Genomic DNA, 20,556 nt, shown 5'->3' with positions numbered 1-20,556 from the left:
TCGCTATCCCGAGGCCCGGACCGGCGCGTCGGACGGCATCCGCTCGGCGACCGCCGCCAGGTACCCCTCGATATTGCGCCGAGTCTCGGCCAACGAGTCGCCGCCGAACTTCTCCAGCACGGCGCGCGCCAGCACCAGCGCCACCATGGTCTCAACGACCACACCGGCTGCGGGCACGGCGCACACGTCCGAGCGCTGGTGGATCGCCACGGCTTCCTCGCCGGTCGTCATGTCGACGGTGGCCAGCGCCCGAGGCACGGTGGAGATGGGCTTCATCGCCGCCCGCACCCGCAGCGGCAGGCCGTTGGTCATGCCGCCCTCGAGGCCCCCGGCGCGGTTGGTGGATCGCACCACGCCGTCTGAGCCGGGGAACATCTCGTCGTGCGCCTGGCTGCCGCGGCGGCGGGCGGTCTCGAATCCGTCGCCGATCTCCACACCCTTGATGGCCTGGATGCCCATGACCGCACCGGCGAGCTGGCTGTCGAGCCGGTTGTCACCGCTGGTGAATGACCCCAGCCCGACGGGCAGGCCGTGGGCGACGACCTCGACGACACCGCCGAGGGTGTCACCGTCGCGCTTGGCGGCCTCGATCTGCTCGATCATGGCGCTCTCGGCGGCGCTGTCGAAGGCGCGCACCGGACTGTCGTCGATGCGGGCCAGGTCACCCGCCGCCGGCGGCGGACCGTCGTACGGCTGCGACGCACCGATCGAGATGACGTGGGACAACACCTCGACGCCCAGCGCCTGACGCAGGAATGCCCTGGCAAGAGTGCCGGCAGCCACCCGCGCGGCGGTCTCGCGGGCACTGGCGCGCTCCAGCACCGGGCGGGCGTCGTCGAATCCGTACTTGAGCATGCCGGCGAAGTCGGCGTGGCCCGGGCGGGGCCGGGTCAGCGGAGCGTTGCGCGCGACGTCGAGCTCGTCTTCGCTGACCGGGTCGGCTGCCATCACCGACTCCCACTTAGGCCATTCGGTATTGCCGATCTCGATCGCGATCGGGCCACCGAGCGTGGCGCCGTGCCGTACGCCGGCGAGCACGGTGACCTGGTCCTGTTCGAACTTCATCCGGGCACCGCGGCCGTAGCCGAGGCGCCGCCGGGCGAGCTGTTCGGCGATGTCACCGGAGCTGACCTGCACGCCGGCGACCATGCCCTCTACCACGGCTACCAGCGCTCGGCCGTGAGATTCACCGGCGGTCGTCCATCGCAACACGCGTCCCATCCTCCCACGCCGGTCATGCCAGGCCCAATCCGCTTTCACCGGTGCCGGGGTGTTCGGTCTGCGGGTCGGCGGGTAACCCCTCCACCGGGAGGACACATGCGCAACGCCGTCATCGTCGCCGGGGCCGACTGCGGGTTGTTGCTGCTGGCGATGATCAGCGGCAACGCGTGGGTCGCCGCCGCGGTGGTGGTGTTGGCGCTGATCGGGCTGGCGCTGGTGGCCTTCGACGCGCGTGCGCAGCACGTGCTCATCGAGAGCGTGCCGGGACTTGCCAAAACCACCGCGGCGCGGGCGCTCGCCGAAGCCGTCGAGGGCGGTTTCGGCCGCATCCAGCGCACCCCGGATCTGCTGACCAGCGACATCATCGGCACCCAGGTGTACGAGTCGGCGACCAACTCGTTCGTCACCCAGCTCGGGCCGGTGCATACCCAACATCGTGCTGCTCGACGAGATCAACCGCTCCAGCGCCAAGACCCAGAGCGCGATGCTCGAGGCAATGGAGGAACGCCAGACCACCACCGCCACTACCGCCGCCTGCCGCCGCGCCGTCGTCTGCCCCCACCACGCCGGCACCGGCGCTGGGGCGCAGCGGCGCCGGCCTCAGCGATATCGCCCCCGATCGGCTGCCCAGCCCCGGGGCGAGCACCCCGCCCCCACAACAGCTCTCCCCGGCCAGCGGCGACCCGGCTGATCGGCGCTCAGAACACCACGAGCGCGGCCGCCGCCAGGCTGGCCAGGCACATCGACGGGCCGTGCGGCACGATCGCGTGGCGATCCCGCAGGGCCATGAGCACCGCCAGAATCGCGGTCAGCAGCGGAGCCCCCAGCGCCGCCAGCGTCCACACATCCGGTCCCAGCGCGCCGGTCAGACCTCCAAGGCCGAGCGCCAGTTTGACGTCTCCGGCTCCAAGGCCCGCGGGAATCGCCAGGTGTACGCACAGATACAGCGCCGCCAGACCCAGCGCACCCGCCAGGGCAGGCAGCCCCCGGCCGTACCCGGCGGCGACGGCTAGCACCACGGCAGCACCGAGCAGGGTGAGGGCGTTGGGCAGCCGGCGTCGGCGCAGGTCTACCGCGCTCAACGCCGCCGCCCACACCACCACGACCCCGCCGAGCACCACCTGCATGGCCGGACGTTAACCCAGCGCCGCCGCCATCTGCTCACGCGGCGCGGGCCGGCCTGTGAATTGTTCGACCTGACTGAAGGCCTGGTTCAGCAGCATCTGCAGGCCGCTGATCACCTGTCCGCCCGCATCGCTTACCGCCGCGGCCAGCGGGGTGGGCCACGGATCGTAGATGGCGTCGAGCAGCACCGGAACGCCGGCGAACACCGCCGTGTGGGCCTGCGCCGCCTCGGCGGGAATGGTGCTGATCAACACATCGGCGGTGGCGACTACCGCGGGCAGCCCGGACTCCGACAGGTCGCAGAACTCTGTGGTGACCCCCGCGGCGATACCGAGCTCGAGCAGGCGTGCCGCCTTTTCCGCGTTGCGTGCCACGATGGTGATCTCGGTGACGCCGAGTTCGGCCAGCGCGACCACCGCCGCCGGCGCCGTCCCGCCCGAGCCCAGCACGATCGCCCGGCGCAGATGGCGTACGTGTCCGAGGGCGCCGACCACCCCGTCGATATCGGTGTTGTCGGCGCGCCAGCCGTGCCCGGTGTGCACCAGCGTGTTGGCCGAGCCGACGAGTTCGGCGCGATCGGTGCGCTCGTCGGCGACCGCGAGGGCGGCGAACTTGCCCGGCATCGTCACCGACAACCCCACCCATTCCGGGCCGAAACTCCTTACCAGAGAGGGCAATTCGTCGGCGGTACACTCGATGCGATCATAGGTCCAGTCGGTCAGGCCCAGCGCGCGGTAGGCCGCCAGGTGCAACAGCGGCGACTTGGAATGTGCGACCGGAGAGCCGAGCACAGCCGCCCTGCGGGCGCTCTTCGCTTCGCTCATCGCGCGCTGCCCGATTGCGCTCTTCGCTTCGCTCATCGCGCGCTGCCCGATTGCGCTCTTCGCTTCGCTCATCGCGCGCTGCCCGATTGCGCTCTTCGCTTCGCTCATCGCGCGGAGTCGAGCACGCCGTTGTGTCGTGCCAGCTCGATGTTAGCCAGATGCTGCTGGTAATCCCGGGTGAACAACGTGGTGCCGTCGGTGTCCACCGTCACGAAGTACAGCCAGTCCCCCGGTTCGGGACGTTCGGCGGCGGCCAGCGCTTCGTCACCGGGCGAACAGATCGGCGTGGCGGGCAGTCCCTCGGAGGCGTAGGTGTTCCACGGCGTCACCTGGGCGCGGTCGACGTCTGTGGTGGCGACCTCTTGGCGGTCCAACGGGTAGTTGACCGTCGAGTCGAACTCGAGCCGCTGCGGCCCGGCCAGTCGGTTGTAGATGACCCGCGCCACCTTGGCGAAGTCGTGGGGCTTGGCCTCGCGCTGCACCAGCGAGCCCACGATCAGGATCTGGTAGGGCGACATGTTCATCGCGGTGGCAGTGTCCAGCAACCCGCCGCTGACGTAATGGGCAGCGCTCTCGTCGATCAACGTGGCCAGGATGTCCTGCGCCGACCCGCTCGGGTCGACATTCCAGGTACCCGGGGCGACCAGCCCCTCGAGCCGGCGATGGTTGCCGCCCAATGCGGTCACCGGCTGCACGGCCCACCGCGGCACCTTCAGCGCGGTCAGCGGCGCCTGCTCGGCCGCCCGGCGCAGGTCCTCGGCCGGCACACACTTGCGCTGACCATTGAGATCCACACAGGTGGCCTGTGAGATCAGCGTGAAGATCCCCTGGGTGACCTTGCCCGACCCAACTTCGGCGACGTCGTCGAGCTGGCGGCCCTCCGGAATCACCAGCTTGCCCACCCGGTTCTTCGGGTCAGCCAGCCGCGCAACCGCCGCCGACGCCGACATCTCGGTGCGCATCTCGTAGAAACCGGGCTGGATCGCCGCGATCGCCGCGTTGTCCTTGGCCGCCTCGACAAAGCCCTTGACGTTGGAGACGACGTTCTTCTCCCGCAGGATCTGCCCGATCTGGGTGGTGGAATCGCCGTCTTTGACCTGGATGACGATGTCGGCTTTGCCCTCACCGGCGTAGTCGCCGGATCCGGAACCGCCGAATAGCTTGGCGCCCAGAAAAACCACGGCGATCAGCACTGCGATCAGCAGTGCGGCCGCGACGGCGCCGAACACCCGGCGGCGATTGCGGTAACGTCGCTGGCGGACCCGTTCCAGGCGACTCATCCGCCCGCGCGGTGCGCCGACCGCCACCGGCCGCGGCCGGTCGTAGTCGTCGTAATCGTCAGACATCGTCGTCGCTCTCCACCGGGGTCGGTGCCGCGTTGCGGCGTTGATCGAGCCAGCCCTGCAGGATTCCGACAGCGGCCGCCTGGTCGATCACGGCGCGCTGAGCCTTCGCCCGCACGCCCGCCTCCAGCAGCGACCGCTGCGCTGCCACCGTAGTCAACCGTTCGTCGGCCAGCCGCACCGGCACCGGTGCGATCCTCTCGGCCAGGGCGTCGGAAACCTCGACCGCGTCCTCGGCCGACGTCCCCGCCCGGTTGGCCAGCGTGCGTGGGAGCCCGACGACGACCTCGACGACCCCCAACTCCGCCACCAGGGCGGTCAGCCGGCGCAGGTGCCGACCGGAGCGTTCCCGCCGGACCGTCTCCACCGGTGTGGCCAGGATCCCGTCCGGATCACTGACCGCGACCCCAATCCGTACCGTCCCCACGTCCACACCGAGCCGTCGACCCCGCCCCGGATCGTCTGCGCCGGGCCGGTCGGGCACACGGTCATGTGCGGAGCGCACGCCGCGCTAGCCCCGGGCGATCTCTGCGCGAACCGCCCCCAGTGCCGCATCGATTCCGGCCGGATTCTTGCCCGACCCCTGTGCCAAGTCCGCCTTACCGCCGCCCCGCCCGTCGACCGCCGCCGCGATCGACGCGATCAGCTCATTGGCGCGCACCCCGGCATCCTGCGCCGCCGCATTGGTGGCGACGACGAACGGAACGCTCGACGAACCGTCCGCTTCCGGGCCCTCGGCGATCAGAACCACCACCGCCGGCTCGCTGCCCAGCTTCCCGCGGATGTCGCCGACCAGGGAGCGCAGATCACCGGCGGTCATGCCCGCCGACATCCGCTGCGCCACCAGGCGGACCGTACCGACCTGCTCGGCGCCGGCGGCCGCATTCGCCGCAGCGGCCCGTGCCGTGGCCAGCCGCATCCGGTCGAGTTCCTTCTCGGCGGCCTTCAGCCGATCGACGAGGGTGGCCACCCGGGCCGGGACCTCGTCGGAGGGCACCTTCAGCGACGACGCCAGTCCGGCCATCAGCGCGCGTTCCTTTGCCAGATGCCGGAAGGAGTCCAGGCCCACGTAGGCCTCGACACGCCGGACCCCGGAGCCCACCGAGGACTCGCCCAGGATGGTGATCGGACCGATCTGTGCCGAGTTGTGCACATGGGTGCCACCGCAGAGCTCCAACGAGAACGGGCCGCCGATCTCGACCACCCGCACCTGTTCGGGGTACTGTTCGCCGAACATGGCCATCGCGCCCATCGCCTTGGCCTTGTCCAGCTCGGTGATGAAGGTGTTCACCGGGAAGTCGGCCTGCACGGCCTCGTTGGCCACTTCCTCCACCTCGTTGCGCTGCGCTTCGCTCAAAGCGCTCTGCGAGTTGAAGTCGAACCTCAGGTATCCCGGGCGGTTCAGCGATCCAGCCTGAACGGCGTTGGGCCCCAACACCTGTCGTAGCGCCGCGTGAATCATGTGGGTGCCGGAGTGGCCCTGAGTGGCGCCACGGCGCCAGGTGGGGTCGACCGCGGCGACGATGGTGTCACCCTCGACGAACTCACCGGATTCGACGTTGACCCGGTGCACCCACAGCGTCTTGGCGATCTTCTGCACGTCGGTGACCGCGGCCTTGGCCGACTCGCTGCCACCGGTGCCGGTGATCCAGCCGGCATCGGCGATCTGACCACCGGACTCAGCGTAGAGCGGAGTGCGGTCCAAGACGATCTCGACGCGCTCCGGGGCGGGCGCTTCGGAGTGGACGCGCGGCTGGTGGCCGACCACCGGCACCCGCTTGCCGTCGACGAAGATGCCAAGGATACGGGCCTGCGAGGACAGCTCCTCGAACCCGGTGAACTCCGTCGGCCCGGCGTCGACCAGTTCGCGGAACGCCGACAGGTCGGCGTGGGCGTGCTTGCGGGCCGCGGCGTCGGCCTTGGCCCGGCGACGCTGCTCGGCCATCAGTTCGCGGAACCCGAGTTCGTCGACGGTCAGCCCGGACTCGGCGGCCATCTCCAGGGTCAGTTCGATCGGGAAGCCGTAGGTGTCGTGCAAGGCGAACGCATCCGAGCCGCCCAGTACCGTCTTGCCGGCCTTCCTGGTCGCGGCCGCAGCGTCCTCGAACAGCTTGGAGCCCGAGGCCAGCGTGCGGTTGAACGCGTTCTCCTCGGCGACGGCAATGCGCTCGATGCGGGTGTCAGCCAGTTCCGGATACGACGGGCTCATCGCGTCGCCCACGGTGAGAATCAGCTCGGACATGATCGGCTGCTCGATACCGAGGAGCTTGGCCGCTCGGATGATCCGCCGCAGCAACCGACGCAGAACGTAGCCGCGGCCTTCGTTACCCGGGGTGACACCGTCGCCGATGATGATCGCCGCGGTGCGGCTGTGGTCGGCGATGATCCGGTAGCGGACGTCGTCCTCGTGTGAGCCCTGGCCGTACCCGCGCGGGGCGTACTGCGCCACCTTGTCGATCACCGGCCGCAGCAGGTCGGTCTCGTAGACGTTGTCGACGTTCTGCAGCAGGCAGGCGATGCGCTCCACGCCCATGCCGGTGTCGATGTTCTTGCGCGGGAGAGGGCCCAGGATCTCGAAGTCGTCCTTAGAGGTGCCCTCGCCGCGCTCGTTCTGCATGAACACGAGATTCCAGATCTCGATGTAGCGGTTCTCGTCGGCCTCCGGGCCGCCCTCGACGCCGTACTCGGGCCCGCGGTCAAAATAGATCTCCGAGCAGGGTCCGCACGGCCCCGGAATGCCCATCGACCAGTAGTTGTCGGCCATGCCGCGGCGCTGGATCCGCTCCGGCGGCAGGCCGGCGATCTCCTGCCAGAGCTGCTCGGCCTCGTCGTCGTCGTAGAAGACCGTGGCCCACAGCCGCTGGGGATCGAAGCCGTAGCCGCCGTCGGCGACCGGCTTGGTCAGCAGCGTCCAGGCCAGCTCGATCGCGCCGCGTTTGAAGTAGTCGCCGAACGAGAAGTTGCCGGCCATCTGAAAGAAGGTGTTGTGCCGGGTGGTGATGCCCACCTCGTCGATGTCCGGCGTCCGGATGCATTTCTGGATGCTGGTGGCCGTGGCATACGGCGCCGTCCGCTGCCCAAGGAAGAACGGCACGAACTGCACCATGCCGGCGTTGACGAACAGCAGGTTCGGATCGTCGAGGATCACCGAGGCGCTGGGCACCTCGGTGTGGCCTGCCTTCACGAAGTGATCCAGGAACCGCTTCCTGATCTCGTGTGTCTGCACTGGGGTTCCTTGCGTTCGGGGGTGCGGCCGACTGACGCTTCGACCGCACCACATTACCGGTCCGGGTGCCGGCGCCCACCGGCTCGACGGCTCTCAGCCGGCCAGAAAGCTCAGCCGTACCGATCGGCGTGGGTTGTCGCGGTTCAGGTCGACCAGGACCACGCTCTGCCAGGTGCCCAGCAGCGGCGCGCCGTCGGCGACCGGAACCGTCATCGACGGCGCCACGATGCCTGGCAGCACGTGGTCGGCGCCGTGGCCCGGCGAGCCGTGCGAGTGCCGGTAGCGCTCGTCACGCGGCAACAACCGCTCGAGGGTGTCGATCAAGTCGTCGTCGGAGCCGGCACCGGTCTCGATGACCGCAACGCCGGCGGTGGCATGCGGGACGAAGATGTTGCACAGTCCGTCGCCGCGACCGCAGCAGAAGGCGCGAACCTCGTCGGTGAGATCGACGAGCCGCCGCCGGGAGGTGTCGATGTCGAGTACATCGCTGTCCATCCCCCCAACCTACGGGCCCCGACGGCGACCGCACCGCCCGCGCGCCGGGACTTAAGGCTCTCCCCCCTCGCCGCGGCGGGGACTACGGTTCGCGACTATGGGCGAGCAGCGGCCGGCATTGGCGATGCTCATGGCGGCGGTTGGCACAGCAGGGCTGTACCGCTGGATCGTGCGTCCCAGGATGTACACCTGGGGCGCGACGGCGGCCGAGGTCGCCGCCCGGCTGCCGGGCGACGAGCTGGTCGACGCCGACGCGCCCCGGACCACCCGCGCCATCACCATCGGCGCCCCGGTCGACGCGGTGTGGCCGTGGCTGGCCCAGATCGGTGAGAACCGCGGTGGCTTCTACAGCTACGACATCCTGGAGCGGTTGGCCGGCGCCGACATCCACAACGCCGATGCGGTGCGTCCCGAGTGGCAGGATCTGGAGGTGGGCGACACCGTGTGGTTGGCGCGCCGCTACGGCCAGCGCGCCAGGCAACTGGTCGCGCAGGTGCAGCCAATGTCGCATGTGGTGCTGACCTCGGTGGCCGACTTCGATCGAATCCAGCTCGGCGAGAAGGCATTTGGATCGTGGTCCTTCTACGTGCGGCCGCACGGTGACGCCACCCGACTACTCGCCCGCGGCATCGGCGGCGCCGTGGGGATCGCCACGTTCGACATCGTGCACTTCGTCATGGAACGGGGAATGCTGCGCGGCATCCGCGACCGCGCCGCACGCAGCACCTGAGCATTCTGGTCCAGGTGGTCGTGGCGGCTCTCGGGGTAGCGCCGATATCCGCGCTGACCGGCCAGCGGCGTAGGCGCGGGCCGCCGCGCCGCTGACTCAGCGCCTGCGGCGGATGATCGCCCGAAGCTTGTCCAGTCGACTGGCGATCTCCCGCTCAGTGCCGTGGCTGGTCGGCTTGTAGTAGTCCACGCCAACCACCTCGTCCGGCGGATACTGTTGTGGCACAACACCATCCGGATCGTCGTGTGGATAGCGGTAGCCCTGGGCGTTGCCGAGTTTCGCCGCGCCGGCGTAGTGCCCGTCACGCAGATGCGGCGGCACCAGCCCGGCCTTGCCGGCCCGGATGTCGTTCATCGCGGCAGCCAGTGCGGTGGTCACGGCGTTCGACTTGGGTGCGGTCGCCAGGTGGACGGTGGCGTGGGCGAGCGTGAGCTGCGCCTCGGGCATCCCGATCAGCGCGACGGTCTGCGCCGCAGCGACCGCCGTCTGCAACGCCGACGGATCCGCCATCCCGATGTCCTCGCTGGCCAGGATCATCAACCGGCGGGCCACGAACCGCGGGTCCTCCCCGGCGACCAGCATCCGCGCCAGGTAGTGCAAAGCGGCGTCGACATCCGAGCCACGGACCGACTTGATGAACGCGCTGATCACGTCGTAGTGCTGGTCGCCGTCGCGGTCGTAGCGGACGGCGGCCTTGTCCAGCGACTGTTCGACGGTCTCCACGCTGATGTGTTCGCCGACCTCGGCAGCCACCTCCAGGGCGGTTAGCGCGCGCCGCGCGTCACCTGTCGAGAGCTGGACCAGCAGGGCGATCGCGTCCTCGTCGACGGTGATCTTGCCGGCCAGTCCGCGCGGATCGTCGATGGCCCGCTGCACCACAGCGCGGATGTTGTCCGGGGTCAGCGGTTGCAGCTGCAGGATCAGGGAGCGCGACAGCAACGGCGCCACCACCGAGAACGACGGGTTCTCGGTGGTCGCGGCCACCAGCAGCACCACCCGGTTCTCGACGGCGGCGAGCAGCGCGTCCTGCTGGGTTTTGGAGAATCGGTGCACCTCGTCGATGAACAGCACGGTCTGCTCCCCGTAGGCGGCCGCGCGACGGGCGTTGTCGATGACCGCCCGCACTTCCTTGACACCGGCCGTCAAGGCGGACAGCGCCTCGAAGCGTCTACCGGTGGCCTGGGACACCAGCGAGGCCAACGTGGTCTTGCCGGTGCCGGGTGGTCCGTAGAGGATCACCGATGCCGCGCCGGAGCCTTCGACGAGCCGGCGCAGCGGGGAGCCGGGCCGCAGCAGGTTCTCCTGCCCGACCACTTCGTCCAGCGAGGCCGGCCGCATCCGCACGGCCAGCGGCGCGGAGGCTGTCCCTGACGCCGACCCCGGCCCTGACCCGAGCCGGTCGTCGTCGCCGGGAACGTCGAACAGGCTGTCGGACACGCACTCAGGCTTACCACGTTCGTACTGTGGTCGGGTGACTGCACGCGGGTGGGTCCTGTTCGCCGCGATGAGCGTCATCTGGGGCATCCCGTACCTGTTGATCAAGGTCGCCGTCGGCGAGGTGTCGGTGCCGGTGCTGGTGTTCACCCGCTCGGCGGTGGGCGCGACGCTGCTGCTGCCGCTGGCACTGTCCCGCCAGACCCGCGCGCTGCTGCGCATGCACTGGAAGGCGGTGGCGGCGTTCGCGTTCTTCGAGATGGTGGCCGCGTGGCTGCTGCTGTCCGACGCTGAGCGGCACCTGACGAGTTCGCTGACCGGCCTGCTGATCGCCGCGGCGCCGATCATCGCGGCGGTGCTCGATCGGCTTTCCGGCGGTGAGCAGCTGGGTCCGGCCCGAGTGGTCGGCCTCGGCGTCGGGCTGGCCGGTGTCGCGGTGCTGGCCGGTCCCGGCCTGTCGGTCGGCGGCGCCTGGCCGGTGTTCGAGGTGCTGCTGACGGCGACCTGCTATGCCATCGCCCCGCTGATCGCGGCACGCCATCTGGCCGGTGTGCCGGGGCCCGCCCTGACATCGGCCTGCCTGGGTTTGGCCGCGCTCGTGTACGCGGTGCCGGCAGCCCTGACCTGGCCAGCGCACCGGCTGACAGGCGGCGCTTACGGGGCCATCGCTGCCTTGGCGGGCATCTGCACGGCACTAGCGTTCGTGGTGTTCTTCGCGCTCATCCGCGAGGTGGGGGCCACCCGCGCGTTGTTGTTCACCTACGTCAACCCCGCCGTGGCACTGGTGGCCGGGGTGCTTGTGTTGCACGAGCCGCTCGGCTGGTTCCACATCGCCGGGTTGGTGCTGATCCTGGCGGGCTCGGTGCTGGCGACCCGGGTCACGCGGAAGCCGTCAGAAGACGTCACCCACGAGTAGGCGGCAGGCGACATCGACGTCGGCCAGGGCGTCCTCGGGGCGCAGCGCTCCCCCGACCGTCCAGGTCAGGATTCCGAAGGCCGCCTGCTGCACCAGCCGGGTGCGGCGCAGCTGTTCGGCCGTCGGGTCCTCGACGCCGGCAATCGACAGGATGAGTTCGCGCAACGTGGGATCGTCGGGGGCATCCTCCTGCGCACGAACGATCTGCGTCGAGGTGATCATGGCATGCGCAAGATGCTTGTGCCGCAACAGATTTCGACAGGCAGCTACCATCAGGGCGGCGATGTCACCGGCCGGGTCGCCGCTCGGCGGCGGCGGACGGAACTTGGAGACCTGCGCGAAGAGCACCGCCGCGAACACATGGTGCTTCGAGGGGTAGTAGCGATAGAGGGTGCGCAGTGCCACACCGGCGTCTGCGGCGATCTCCTGCGCGCCGATGCGATCGATCTCTTTGGTCGCGCCCAGCCTGGCGGCAGCGGCGAGGATGGCACCGCGCCGATTCTCCTGGTCATCGGTCGCCGGGCGGGCCGGCGCCCGGGGCTCTCCGATCCGCGGCACGCTGACCAGTATCGGGCATGGGGTGGGCGACCGCGCAGCCGTACCGATCAGCGGGACCGTACCGACCGGCGCCGGCGGCGGGGGCCACGATCGGGTGATGTCGTATGCGAAGTACGGGCCGTGGGCGGTGATAGCGGGCGGATCCGAAGGCGTGGGCGTCGAATTCGCCCGCCTGCTCGCCGGTGCGGGAGTCAACCTGGTGCTGGTGGCCCGCAAGCCTGAACCGCTGGCCGCCGCGGCCGCGGACTGCCGGCGCCTCGGCGTCGAGGTCCGCACGCTCGCAATCGATCTCGTCGATCCGGACGCGGTGGCTACCGTGACGTCGCAGACCGCGGATCTGGAGGTCGGGCTATTCGTCTACAACGCCGGAGCCAACACGTGCAGTGCGGAATTTCTCGACGCTGAGCTGGTCGATTTCCAGCGAGTGATCGATCTGAACATCACGACGATGATGGCGCTGGTGCAGCACTATGGCCGCTTGATGCGCGACCGGCGCCGGGGCGGCATCCTTTTGGTCGGTTCCATGTCAGGCTACCTGGGCTCGGTGCGCCACACCGTGTACGGCGGCGTGAAGGCATTCGGCCGGATCTTCGCAGAGGGGTTGTGGCTGGAGTTGCGCGATCACGGAGTCGACGTTCTCGAACTGGTTCTAGGTGTGACGCGGACACCGGCCATGGAACGGGTGGGGCTCAACTTCGACGTGCCCGGCATGCGGGTCGCCGACCCCGCGGATGTCGCGCGGGAAGGGCTGGACCACCTGGGGCACGGTCCGGTTCACGTCGCGGGCGGCAACGCCGAGGATGTGGCGCGCCGCAACGATCCAGACCGCGCCAAAGTGGTAGCCGGCGCGCACCGGATGATGCAGAGATTGATGGGGCTGACGTAGTTCTCGGTCGCGCTGACTGGTTATCCCCAGTTCGTTGTTGATCCCCAGATGTGTTGGGGCGCCCGGTTTTGTCGGTGCCGCGGGGTACCGTTTCGAACATGCGTTCGGTCGGTGTGATGTTGGACGATCTCGACACCGTCCTCGGGGAGATCGGCGCGGTCGATGTCGAGGCGTTGGCGGCGCCGGAACGGTTTGCGGTGTTGGAGCGGTTGGAGACCGCACGGCGACGACAGGCCGCGGTCGCCTTGTCCTGGGTGGGCACGCTGGAGCAGTTCCAGGGGTGTCCGCCGGTGAGTATCGCGGTGGCGGATGTGTTGCGGATCAGCCCGCGCGAGGCCAAACGCCGGATCCGTGATGCCGAGCAGCTGGCCCCCCGGCGGACCTTGACCGGGGAGCCGGTGGCGCCGCTGTTACCGCAGACCTCGCAGGCCTGGCATGACGGGCAGTTGGATGGCGAGCATCTGCGAGTGATCCAGCAGTTCTTCCGCGACCTGCCCGACCATGTCCCGCCCGCGGAGCGGGACAAGGCCGAACGCTCGCTAGCCGAGCATGCGGTGAGTCTGCGGCCGGATCAGTTGGCCACGGTCGCCCACCAACTGTCGCTGCTGCTCAACCCCGACGGGAAGCTCTCTGAGGAGGACCGGGCCCGCAAACGCGGGTTCGTGTGGTGCGGCGGGCAAGGTGTCGACGGGATGAGCGTCGGGAAACTGATCGCCGATCCCGAGCTACGGGCCGCGGTGGATGCCTGGATGGCCAAATACGCCGCACCCGGCATGTGCAACCCCGCCGACGAATCCCCGACCGTGGCACCGTCGCAGGAGGTCGCGGCCACAGACACGCGGGGGTATGCCCAACGCCAACACGACGCCCTCACCGCCCTGCTACGCGGAGCATTGGGGGATCCGAAGTTCGGCCAACACAACGGCCTACCGGTCACCGTCATCGTCTCGGCCACCCTGCACGACCTCCACGCGAAGACCGGTCACGCCGTCACCGCCGCCGGGACATTGATCCCGATCCCCGACCTGATCCGCCTGTCCGCCCACGCCTATCACTACCTGGCGTTGTTCGACGGAATCACTGGGCGGGCGTTGTGGCTGGGCCGCACCAAACGCATCGCCTCGGCCGACCAACGCATCATCCTGCACGCCAAAGATCGGGGCTGCACCCGGCCCGGCTGCCCCGCGCCGGGCTATCACAGCGAGGTTCACCACGCCGCCCAAGACTGGAAACACGGCGGCAACACCAACATCGACGACCTCACCCTGGCCTGCGGGCCCGACAACCAACTCGTCGACACCGGCGGCTGGACCACCCGCAAACAACCCGACGGCACCACCGCATGGATCCCACCACCGGGTCTTCCCATGCTGCACGGCGGCACCAACACCTACCACCACCCCGAACGACTACTCGGCGGCGCCTCGCCACCCGACGACGGCGGCGGCGAAGCCGCCTAGTTCGACGCTCCCGCCAGTGCGCGGGCGATCCGGGCGGCCGCCCCGGCTACCAGAGGCTGGCAGCGCTGGGCGAGCACTCGATCGGAGGTCACGATTCCGATCGCGGCGCGCGAACCGATCGTCGCTGCGACCGACACCATTGGAGTCGCGTAATCGCCTTGCCGGACCACCACCCGGCGGCGCACATTGTGCAACTCCCCCCACCACGCGGCATCAGGCTCCCAGTCCTGCACGTGGCCGAGTTCGGCGACGACGTCTTCGGGCGAAAGGCCGGCCAGCGCAGCGACACCCAGCGCAACTCGATAGGCGGGACAGCGCGAGCCCACCGAGGTTGGCACCTGACGGGCCGACGGTCCACCGAGCTTGTCGAGGTGGACGATCTCGCCGCGGTCGAGCAGACCGAGATGCACCACCGCGCCGGTGCGCAGCTGCATGTCGTGCAGGACCGGCGCGGCGACCGAGCGCAGCCGGGCGTCGGCGGCCTCTCCCGCTCCCCAGGCCGATGTCCGGGCGCCGAGTCGGTAGCCCCGGCCGCTGTGGGTCAGCCATTGCAGGCGCACCAATTGGTCGAGGATGCGGTGGGTGGTCGAGCGGGGCAGTTGCGCCCGCGCGGCGATCTGGTCCAGCGTCAAGCCCGCCGAGGCATCGTCGAAAGCGTCGATGATCGCCGTAAACCGGTCGAGCATCGACGCGGGAGCGGTATCGCTCAGCGCCGCGGTCATGGGCACTCCTGTCCACCTGACGAGAATTGGTTCTACCCGCACCGTAGCGGTCCCGATCACCGGGACGCAAGCATTCGGCCGGTGTGGCGGCCGATAGAACAGCACTGTGCGGATCGGACTGTCGACGCCGGTGGTGATGCAGTTGCCCGGGGTGTCCGCCGCGTGGGAAGCGTGTGCGACGGTCGCCGATCTGGCGCAGATCGCACACACCGCCGATGAGCTGGGCTTCGATCACCTGACGTGTGCTGAGCACGTCGCCGTGCCCATCGATGACGGCGCGCAACGCGGGCTGACGTACTGGGATCCGCTGTCGACGTTCGGCTTCCTCGCCGCTCACACCGAGCGGATCCGGTTGACGACGTCGGTGATCGTGCTCGGCTACCACCACCCGCTGGAGATCGCCAAGCGGTTCGGCACGCTGGACCTGCTCAGCGGCGGACGCCTGGTGCTCGGTGTCGGCGTCGGGTCGCTCGCCGAGGAGTTCGATCTGCTCGGCGCTCCATTCGTCGACCGCGGCGAGCGCGCCGACGACGCCATCAACGCGCTGCGCGCCTCACTGTCGACCCCCAGGCCGGCCTATCACGGCAGCCACTACCGATTCGAGGGGTTCGCCGTGCAACCCTGCGCGGTCCAGCCTCGGGTGCCCATTTGGGTCGGCGGCCGCACCTTGCGCTCACTGCGCCGCGCCGCCCGGCTGGCCGATGGCTGGATGCCCTTCGGCCTGAGCGCCCCCGACATCGCCGACATGCTCACCGAGGTCGACCTCCCGCCGGATTTCGAGGTGGCCCTGCCCACCGGGCACGCCCTGGACCCGATGGCCGATCCGGAACGAACTCGCAAGCGACTCAACACCTTACGCGATGTCGGTGCCACCATCGCCACCTGTTCGGTGTCCGCTACGGCATCGGGCCACTACTGCGAGCAACTGGCCGCACTACGGGAGCTGGCCGACCCGCTCTGAGAGGAACGCATCATGAGCGACACCCTGACGGACTTGGAGAGACGCCTCAAAGTCATCGAAGACGAACGCGACATCGCCCGGCTGATCGGCTCCTACGGTCCGCTGGTGGATTCCGGTGACGCCGAGGCCGTCGCCGCGCTGTGGGCCGTCGACGGCAACTACGACACCGGCGACTGGACGATGACCAGCCGTGCAGACGTCGCGGCCATGGTGCACTCCCCCGAACACCAAGGATTGATCGAGCGGGGCTGCTGTCACTTCTTCGGCCCACCCGTGGTCACCGTGGACGGCGACGAGGCGGTCGCCGTCTGCCAATCCGCACTGCTGGTGCGCCGGCGCGACTCCCCCGGCTATCAGGTCGCCCGTGCCGGCGTGCACCTGATCCGGCTGCGCCGGGCCGACACCGGCTGGCAGATCACCAGCCGCACCGCCCGACAGATCGACGGCAGCGGTTCGGCCGCAAGTCTGGTCGCCGCCGCCATCGTCGGGGGTGCCCGGTGAGCGGGGCACTGACGGGCAGGGTCGCGCTGGTCACCGGTGCCGGTGCCGGGATCGGTGCGGGCATCGCCCGCCGGTTTGCGCATGAGGGCGCCCGGGTGGTGGTCGCCGAGTTCGACGCAGCGAGCGGATCGGCAGTGGCCGAGGAGATCGGCGGGCTGTTCGTCGCGACCGACGTCTCGCAGCGCGATCAGGTCGAGAACTCCGTCACCGCAACGATTTCCAAGTACGGATCGGTCGACATCCTGGTGAACAACGCGTGGGGCGGCGGCGGAGTCGGGCGGGCAGAGCACAAGACCGACGAGCAGCTCGCCCACGGCATGGCGGTTGGCTACTACGGACCGTTCTGGGCGATGCGAGCCACCTACGGACACATGAAAGAGCGCGGCTGGGGCCGGGTGATCAACATGTGCAGCCTCAACGGCGTCAACGCCCACATCGGTTCGCTGGAGTACAACGCCGCCAAGGAGGCGCTTCGCACCCTGACCCGCACCGCCGCTCGGGAGTGGGCACCGACCGGGGTGACCGTCAACGCCATCTGTCCGGCCGCCAAAAGCCAAGCATTCCTGGCTGTTACGGCGCAACATCCCGAGATAGCCGCCGTCGCCGATGCCGCCAACCCGATGGGCCGGATGGGCGACCCGTACGACGACATCGCCCCGGTGGCGGTGTTCCTGGCCTCGGAGGGTTCGCGCTATCTGACCGGCAACACGCTGTTCGTCGACGGCGGCAGCCACATCAACGGGGTGGCGTGGGCGCCGGACCTCGGGCCGTGACCTACCGCAGTGGCAGACCGGTGAGCGCGCGGGCGATCACCAGCCGCTGAATCTCGCTGGTGCCCTCGAAGATCGTGAAGATCTTGGCGTCGCGGTGCATCCGCTCCACGGGATAGTCGCGGGTGTAGCCGTTGCCGCCGAGGATCTGGATCGCCTCGTCGGTGACGTATACCGCGGTCTCACTGGCGAACAGCTTGGCCATCGACCCTTCGGCCGAGGCGAACGGCTTGTCGTTGCGCATCATCCAGCCGGCCCGCCAGATCAGCAGCCGGGACGCGTCGATGCGGCTCTTCATGTCGGCCAACTTGAACCCGGTGCCCTGAAAATCGCCGATCGGCCGGCCGAATTGTTCACGCTGGCAGGCATATTCGAGGGCGTACTCGTAGGCGGCGCGGGCCACACCGAGCGCCATCGCGCCCACGGCGGGCCGGGTACGTTCGAAGGTCGCCATCGCGGCCTGGCCCGAGGTTCGCTGGCCTTCTCGAGCTCGGGCGATGCGCTGCTCGAACTTGTCCATGCCGCCCAGGATCAGGTTGCCAGGCAGCCGAACGTTGTCGAGCACCACCTCGGCGGTGTGCGAGGCACGGATGCCGTGCTTCTTGAACTTCTGTCCCTGCGAGAAGCCCGGCGTGTTCGGCGGAATGATGAACGTGGCCTGGCCGCGGGTGCCCAGTTCCGGATACACCGAGGCGACGACGATGTGGACGTTGGCGATGCCGCCGTTGGTCGCCCAGGTCTTGGTGCCGTCCAGCACCCACTCGTCGGCGGCCTGGTCGTAGCGAGCTCGGGTGCGCACGGCGCCGACGTCGGATCCGGCGCCCGGTTCCGAGGAGCAGAACGCGGCCAGGTGCGGGTCCCCGGGGGTGCCGAACATCTCGGGCAGCCAGTGCCCCAGCTGCTCGGGGGTGCCGTTGGCGGCCAGCGCCGCCGCGGCCAGTCCGGTGCCCAGGATCGACAGCGCGATGCCGGCGTCGCCCCAGAACAGTTCCTCGAAAACGGTGAGCATCCCGAGCCCGGAGGGTTCGACGGACATTTCGGCAAACAGCTCAGGGGTGTAGAGACCGACCTTGGCCGCCTCCTGGATCAGCGGCCAGGGGGTCTCCTCGCGCTCGTCCCATTCGGCGGCCGCAGGACGGACCACATCGGCGGCGAACTGGTGCACCCAGTCACGGACGTGGACAACTTCGTCGGGCAGTTCAAGGGAGAAGGTCATGACGATGCAGGCTCCGGATCAAGTCGTACCGCGTCGGTCTGCCTCGGCTGACCAGACTGCGGTCGGCGGAAAGTTTCGTATAGTGAACGACTGTACACCGAGAGCGGTCGATTGTTTCCTGCGACATACGTCACACGGGCCGTGGGCGGACTCAAGCGGGCTGCGTCACGAAGTCGATGAGTTCCTCGACGCGGCCGATCAACGCCGGATCCAGATCAGTCCAGTCCCGCACCGAGGAACGGATGCGCTGCCAGGCCCGGGCGATGTCGGCCTGGTCGTTGTGCGGCCACTTCAGCGCCGCGCAGATTCCGTGCTTCCATTCCACGTCCCGCGGTATCGACGGCCACGCCCGTAGCCCGACCCGCTCGGGTTTGACGGCCTGCCAGATGTCGACATACGGGTGGCCGACGACGAGGGTGTGCCCCCCGCCCGGGCCGCGCCGCACCGCGTCGGCGATGCGCGCCTCCTTGGATCCCGCAACCAGGTGGTCGACCAGGACGCCGAGGCGCCGGCCGGGACCGGGCCGGAACTCCGCGACGATGTCGGCCAGGTCGTCGACGCCGCCGAGGTATTCCACGACGACGCCCTCGACCCGCAGGTCCTCACCCCACACCTGTTCGACGAGTTCGGCGTCGTGGCGGCCTTCGACGTAGATGCGGCTAGCCAGCGCGACCTTGGCCCGGGCATCGGCGACCTTCACCGATCCCGACTTGGTGCGCTGCGCGCCCGCGGGCGCGGACCGGCGCAGCCCGGTCAGAATCACCGGCTTGCCCTCCAACAGGAAGCCGGGTCCCAGCGGGAACACCCGGCGCTTGCCGCGACGGTCCTCGAGTTCGACGCGTCCGCCCTCGACGCCGACGACCGCGCCGACGAAGCCCGATTGCGGGTCCTCGACCACCATCCCCAGTTCGACGGGGTGTTCGGTCGAGCGGACCCGGCCTGCGCGGTGCGGATTGTCGGCCAGAATGTCGGTCCCATAGCGATCAGCCACCTGGCGATCCTAGGGAGCGCTCGTGTGCTGACGGCCGAGGCAACTCCGGCGCGTCGCGTGTCCGCAGCCCAACTGTGATCGCCGAACTCGCCACCGTCGCCTCCGCCCACCCCTACGCTCGTGGCCTGGCAACGCAGGAGGCACTCGATGGTTCTCAAGGTCGCCGTACCGCCTGAGACGATGGGCGGCGACGTCGCGGAGGGTTACGGGAAGGTGGCCGACGCCTTCCGGGCAAATCTGGCCTCCGGCAAGGAGATCGGCGCCGCGGTGGCCGCCTACCGCGACGGGGTCAAGGTCGTCGACCTGTGGGGTGGCTACCGAAACGGCCACACTGCGGCGCCGTGGCAGGCCGACACGATGGTGAACATGTTCTCCACGACGAAGGGTGTCACCGCCCTGGCCTTCGCCGTCGCGGTGTCCCGCGGGATGCTGGCCTACGACGCCAAGGTCGCCGACTACTGGCCAGAGTTCGCCCAGGCCGGCAAGGGCGCGGTGACCGTCCGCCAGCTGCTGGGTCACCAGGCGGGCCTGTGTGCTCTCACCCCCGCGCCGGCTCTGGCCGACATTGCCGACCCGACCCGGCTTGCACCGATACTGGCCCGGCAGGCACCCGCGTGGCGGCCCGGTACCCGGCACGGTCTCGCTCAACCCCTTCGGACTGGCCGCACGTAGCACCGCACTGCCCCGCGACGTCGATGCCTGGGCCGGCGACTACAACACCGATCCGGTCCGGGCTGTCGAAATGCCGTCGAGCAACGGAATCGGCACCGCGCGGTCGGTCGCCCGGCTCTACGGCGCCGCGGCCGCCGGCGGGACGGAGCTGGGGCTGACGGCAGCCGTGCTCGACGAGCTGAGCGGGCCAGGCACGCCGCCCGCCCGCGGCACCCGAGACAGGGTGCTGAACGTGAAGTTGGCGTACTCGCTCGGCTTCGTCAAGCCGGTGCCGATCGGGAGATTCGGATCGTCCGACACAGCTTTCGGCACACCGGGGTTCGGCGGGTCGTTTGGCTTCGCCGACCCCGACACCGGTGTCGGCTTCGGATACGTGATGAACCGGCTGGGCTTCCACCTGGTCAGCGACCCACGTGAGCTGTCGCTCCGGCAAGCGCTGTTCCGCGATGTGCTCGGCGCGCGCCCGCAGTCGTAGACGCTCGGCGACCGCGGAGAGCCTGCTGCG

Annotated in this window: 19 protein-coding genes and 2 pseudogenes; 9 read left to right on the top strand and 12 right to left on the bottom strand. The window is 69.4% G+C overall.

The window, feature by feature from the left end; all coding sequences use genetic code 11:
* Positions 1-3: 3 nt before the first annotated feature.
* On the bottom strand, positions 4-1,212 hold the full coding sequence (aroC, locus tag ACXDF8_RS03305) for a chorismate synthase (RefSeq protein ID WP_457221817.1): 1,209 nt from the start codon (positions 1,210-1,212) through the stop codon (positions 4-6).
* A gap of 105 nt (positions 1,213-1,317) precedes the next feature.
* Here aroC and ACXDF8_RS03300 point away from each other — a divergent pair.
* Positions 1,318-1,744: pseudogene (locus tag ACXDF8_RS03300) on the top strand (AAA family ATPase); the annotation flags it as partial.
* Positions 1,745-1,919: 175 nt separating this feature from the next.
* Here ACXDF8_RS03300 and ACXDF8_RS03295 read toward each other — a convergent pair.
* From ACXDF8_RS03295 to ACXDF8_RS03270, 6 genes are all read right to left on the bottom strand, one after another.
* Positions 1,920-2,348: a prepilin peptidase gene (locus tag ACXDF8_RS03295; RefSeq protein WP_457221816.1), complete on the bottom strand. Its 429-nt coding sequence runs from the start codon at positions 2,346-2,348 to the stop codon at positions 1,920-1,922.
* A gap of 9 nt (positions 2,349-2,357) precedes the next feature.
* Complete coding sequence (locus tag ACXDF8_RS03290) at positions 2,358-3,170, bottom strand: shikimate dehydrogenase (RefSeq protein WP_457222051.1); 813 nt, start codon at positions 3,168-3,170, stop codon at positions 2,358-2,360.
* A gap of 104 nt (positions 3,171-3,274) precedes the next feature.
* Positions 3,275-4,516 carry an endolytic transglycosylase MltG gene (locus ACXDF8_RS03285; protein WP_457221815.1) on the bottom strand — a complete coding sequence of 414 codons (1,242 nt, stop codon included), beginning with the start codon at positions 4,514-4,516 and terminating at the stop codon, positions 3,275-3,277.
* Positions 4,509-5,018 carry a Holliday junction resolvase RuvX gene (gene ruvX, locus ACXDF8_RS03280; protein ID WP_457221814.1) on the bottom strand — a complete coding sequence of 170 codons (510 nt, stop codon included), beginning with the start codon at positions 5,016-5,018 and terminating at the stop codon, positions 4,509-4,511. The genes ACXDF8_RS03285 and ruvX overlap by 8 nt, the downstream gene beginning before the upstream one ends.
* Positions 5,019-5,024: 6 nt before the next feature.
* Entirely contained in the window at positions 5,025-7,739 is a 2,715-nt protein-coding gene (gene alaS, locus ACXDF8_RS03275) for an alanine--tRNA ligase (RefSeq protein ID WP_457221813.1), read from the bottom strand.
* A 93-nt stretch (positions 7,740-7,832) separates the two neighbouring features.
* Positions 7,833-8,234, bottom strand: coding sequence for a secondary thiamine-phosphate synthase enzyme YjbQ (locus ACXDF8_RS03270; RefSeq protein WP_457221812.1), 402 nt, complete (start codon positions 8,232-8,234; stop codon positions 7,833-7,835).
* 97 nt (positions 8,235-8,331) lie between these two features.
* Here ACXDF8_RS03270 and ACXDF8_RS03265 point away from each other — a divergent pair, with 97 nt between their 5' ends.
* Positions 8,332-8,964, top strand: a complete 633-nt coding sequence (locus ACXDF8_RS03265) for a hypothetical protein (RefSeq protein ID WP_457221811.1) — start codon at positions 8,332-8,334, stop codon at positions 8,962-8,964.
* 96 nt (positions 8,965-9,060) lie between these two features.
* Here the strand turns inward: ACXDF8_RS03265 and ACXDF8_RS03260 are convergent, their stop codons facing one another.
* On the bottom strand, positions 9,061-10,401 hold the full coding sequence (locus tag ACXDF8_RS03260) for a replication-associated recombination protein A (RefSeq protein ID WP_457221810.1): 1,341 nt from the start codon (positions 10,399-10,401) through the stop codon (positions 9,061-9,063).
* Positions 10,402-10,435: 34 nt separating this feature from the next.
* Between ACXDF8_RS03260 and ACXDF8_RS03255 the strand changes: the two genes are divergently transcribed.
* Complete coding sequence (locus tag ACXDF8_RS03255; RefSeq protein ID WP_457221809.1) at positions 10,436-11,314, top strand: DMT family transporter; 879 nt, start codon at positions 10,436-10,438, stop codon at positions 11,312-11,314.
* Here the strand turns inward: ACXDF8_RS03255 and ACXDF8_RS03250 are convergent.
* Positions 11,291-11,872 carry a TetR/AcrR family transcriptional regulator gene (locus tag ACXDF8_RS03250; RefSeq protein WP_457221808.1) on the bottom strand — a complete coding sequence of 194 codons (582 nt, stop codon included), beginning with the start codon at positions 11,870-11,872 and terminating at the stop codon, positions 11,291-11,293. The genes ACXDF8_RS03255 and ACXDF8_RS03250 overlap by 24 nt on opposite strands.
* Before the next feature lie 97 nt (positions 11,873-11,969).
* Between ACXDF8_RS03250 and ACXDF8_RS03245 the strand changes: the two genes are divergently transcribed.
* A complete protein-coding gene (locus ACXDF8_RS03245) occupies positions 11,970-12,758 on the top strand; it encodes an SDR family NAD(P)-dependent oxidoreductase (protein ID WP_457221807.1) in 789 nt (262 codons plus the stop codon).
* Positions 12,759-12,856: 98 nt separating this feature from the next.
* Entirely contained in the window at positions 12,857-14,218 is a 1,362-nt protein-coding gene (locus ACXDF8_RS03240; protein WP_457221806.1) for an HNH endonuclease signature motif containing protein, read from the top strand.
* On the opposite strand, the gene ACXDF8_RS03235 is transcribed toward ACXDF8_RS03240, so the two are convergent.
* Positions 14,215-14,940, bottom strand: a complete 726-nt coding sequence (locus ACXDF8_RS03235) for an IclR family transcriptional regulator (protein WP_457221805.1) — start codon at positions 14,938-14,940, stop codon at positions 14,215-14,217. The two genes, ACXDF8_RS03240 and ACXDF8_RS03235, sit on opposite strands and share 4 nt — an antisense overlap.
* Before the next feature lie 106 nt (positions 14,941-15,046).
* Here ACXDF8_RS03235 and ACXDF8_RS03230 point away from each other — a divergent pair, with 106 nt between their 5' ends.
* Genes ACXDF8_RS03230 through ACXDF8_RS03220 form a run of 3 tightly spaced genes read left to right on the top strand, consistent with a single transcriptional unit; the run spans position 15,047 to position 17,175 of the window.
* Entirely contained in the window at positions 15,047-15,901 is an 855-nt protein-coding gene (locus ACXDF8_RS03230; protein WP_457221804.1) for an LLM class F420-dependent oxidoreductase, read from the top strand.
* Between the two features lie 12 nt (positions 15,902-15,913).
* Positions 15,914-16,402 carry a nuclear transport factor 2 family protein gene (locus tag ACXDF8_RS03225; RefSeq protein WP_457221803.1) on the top strand — a complete coding sequence of 163 codons (489 nt, stop codon included), beginning with the start codon at positions 15,914-15,916 and terminating at the stop codon, positions 16,400-16,402.
* Positions 16,399-17,175: an SDR family NAD(P)-dependent oxidoreductase gene (locus ACXDF8_RS03220; protein WP_457221802.1), complete on the top strand. Its 777-nt coding sequence runs from the start codon at positions 16,399-16,401 to the stop codon at positions 17,173-17,175. The genes ACXDF8_RS03225 and ACXDF8_RS03220 overlap by 4 nt, the downstream gene beginning before the upstream one ends.
* A 1-nt stretch (position 17,176) precedes the next feature.
* On the opposite strand, the gene ACXDF8_RS03215 is transcribed toward ACXDF8_RS03220, so the two are convergent.
* Both ACXDF8_RS03215 and ACXDF8_RS03210 read right to left on the bottom strand, forming a co-directional pair.
* Complete coding sequence (locus ACXDF8_RS03215; protein WP_457221801.1) at positions 17,177-18,388, bottom strand: acyl-CoA dehydrogenase family protein; 1,212 nt, start codon at positions 18,386-18,388, stop codon at positions 17,177-17,179.
* Positions 18,389-18,539: 151 nt separating this feature from the next.
* The gene (locus ACXDF8_RS03210; protein WP_457221800.1) at positions 18,540-19,379 is read right to left on the bottom strand and encodes a DUF3097 domain-containing protein; all 840 of its coding nucleotides are present in this window, start codon (positions 19,377-19,379) and stop codon (positions 18,540-18,542) included.
* 147 nt (positions 19,380-19,526) lie between these two features.
* Here ACXDF8_RS03210 and ACXDF8_RS03205 point away from each other — a divergent pair.
* A pseudogene (locus ACXDF8_RS03205) lies at positions 19,527-20,526 on the top strand (serine hydrolase domain-containing protein).
* The last annotated feature ends 30 nt before the right edge of the window (positions 20,527-20,556 follow it).

It is taken from the genome of Mycolicibacterium sp. CBM1 (assembly GCF_054073305.1).
The sequence above is the reverse complement of the archived record's forward strand: the minus strand, read 5'-3'. Positions and strand labels throughout refer to the sequence as shown.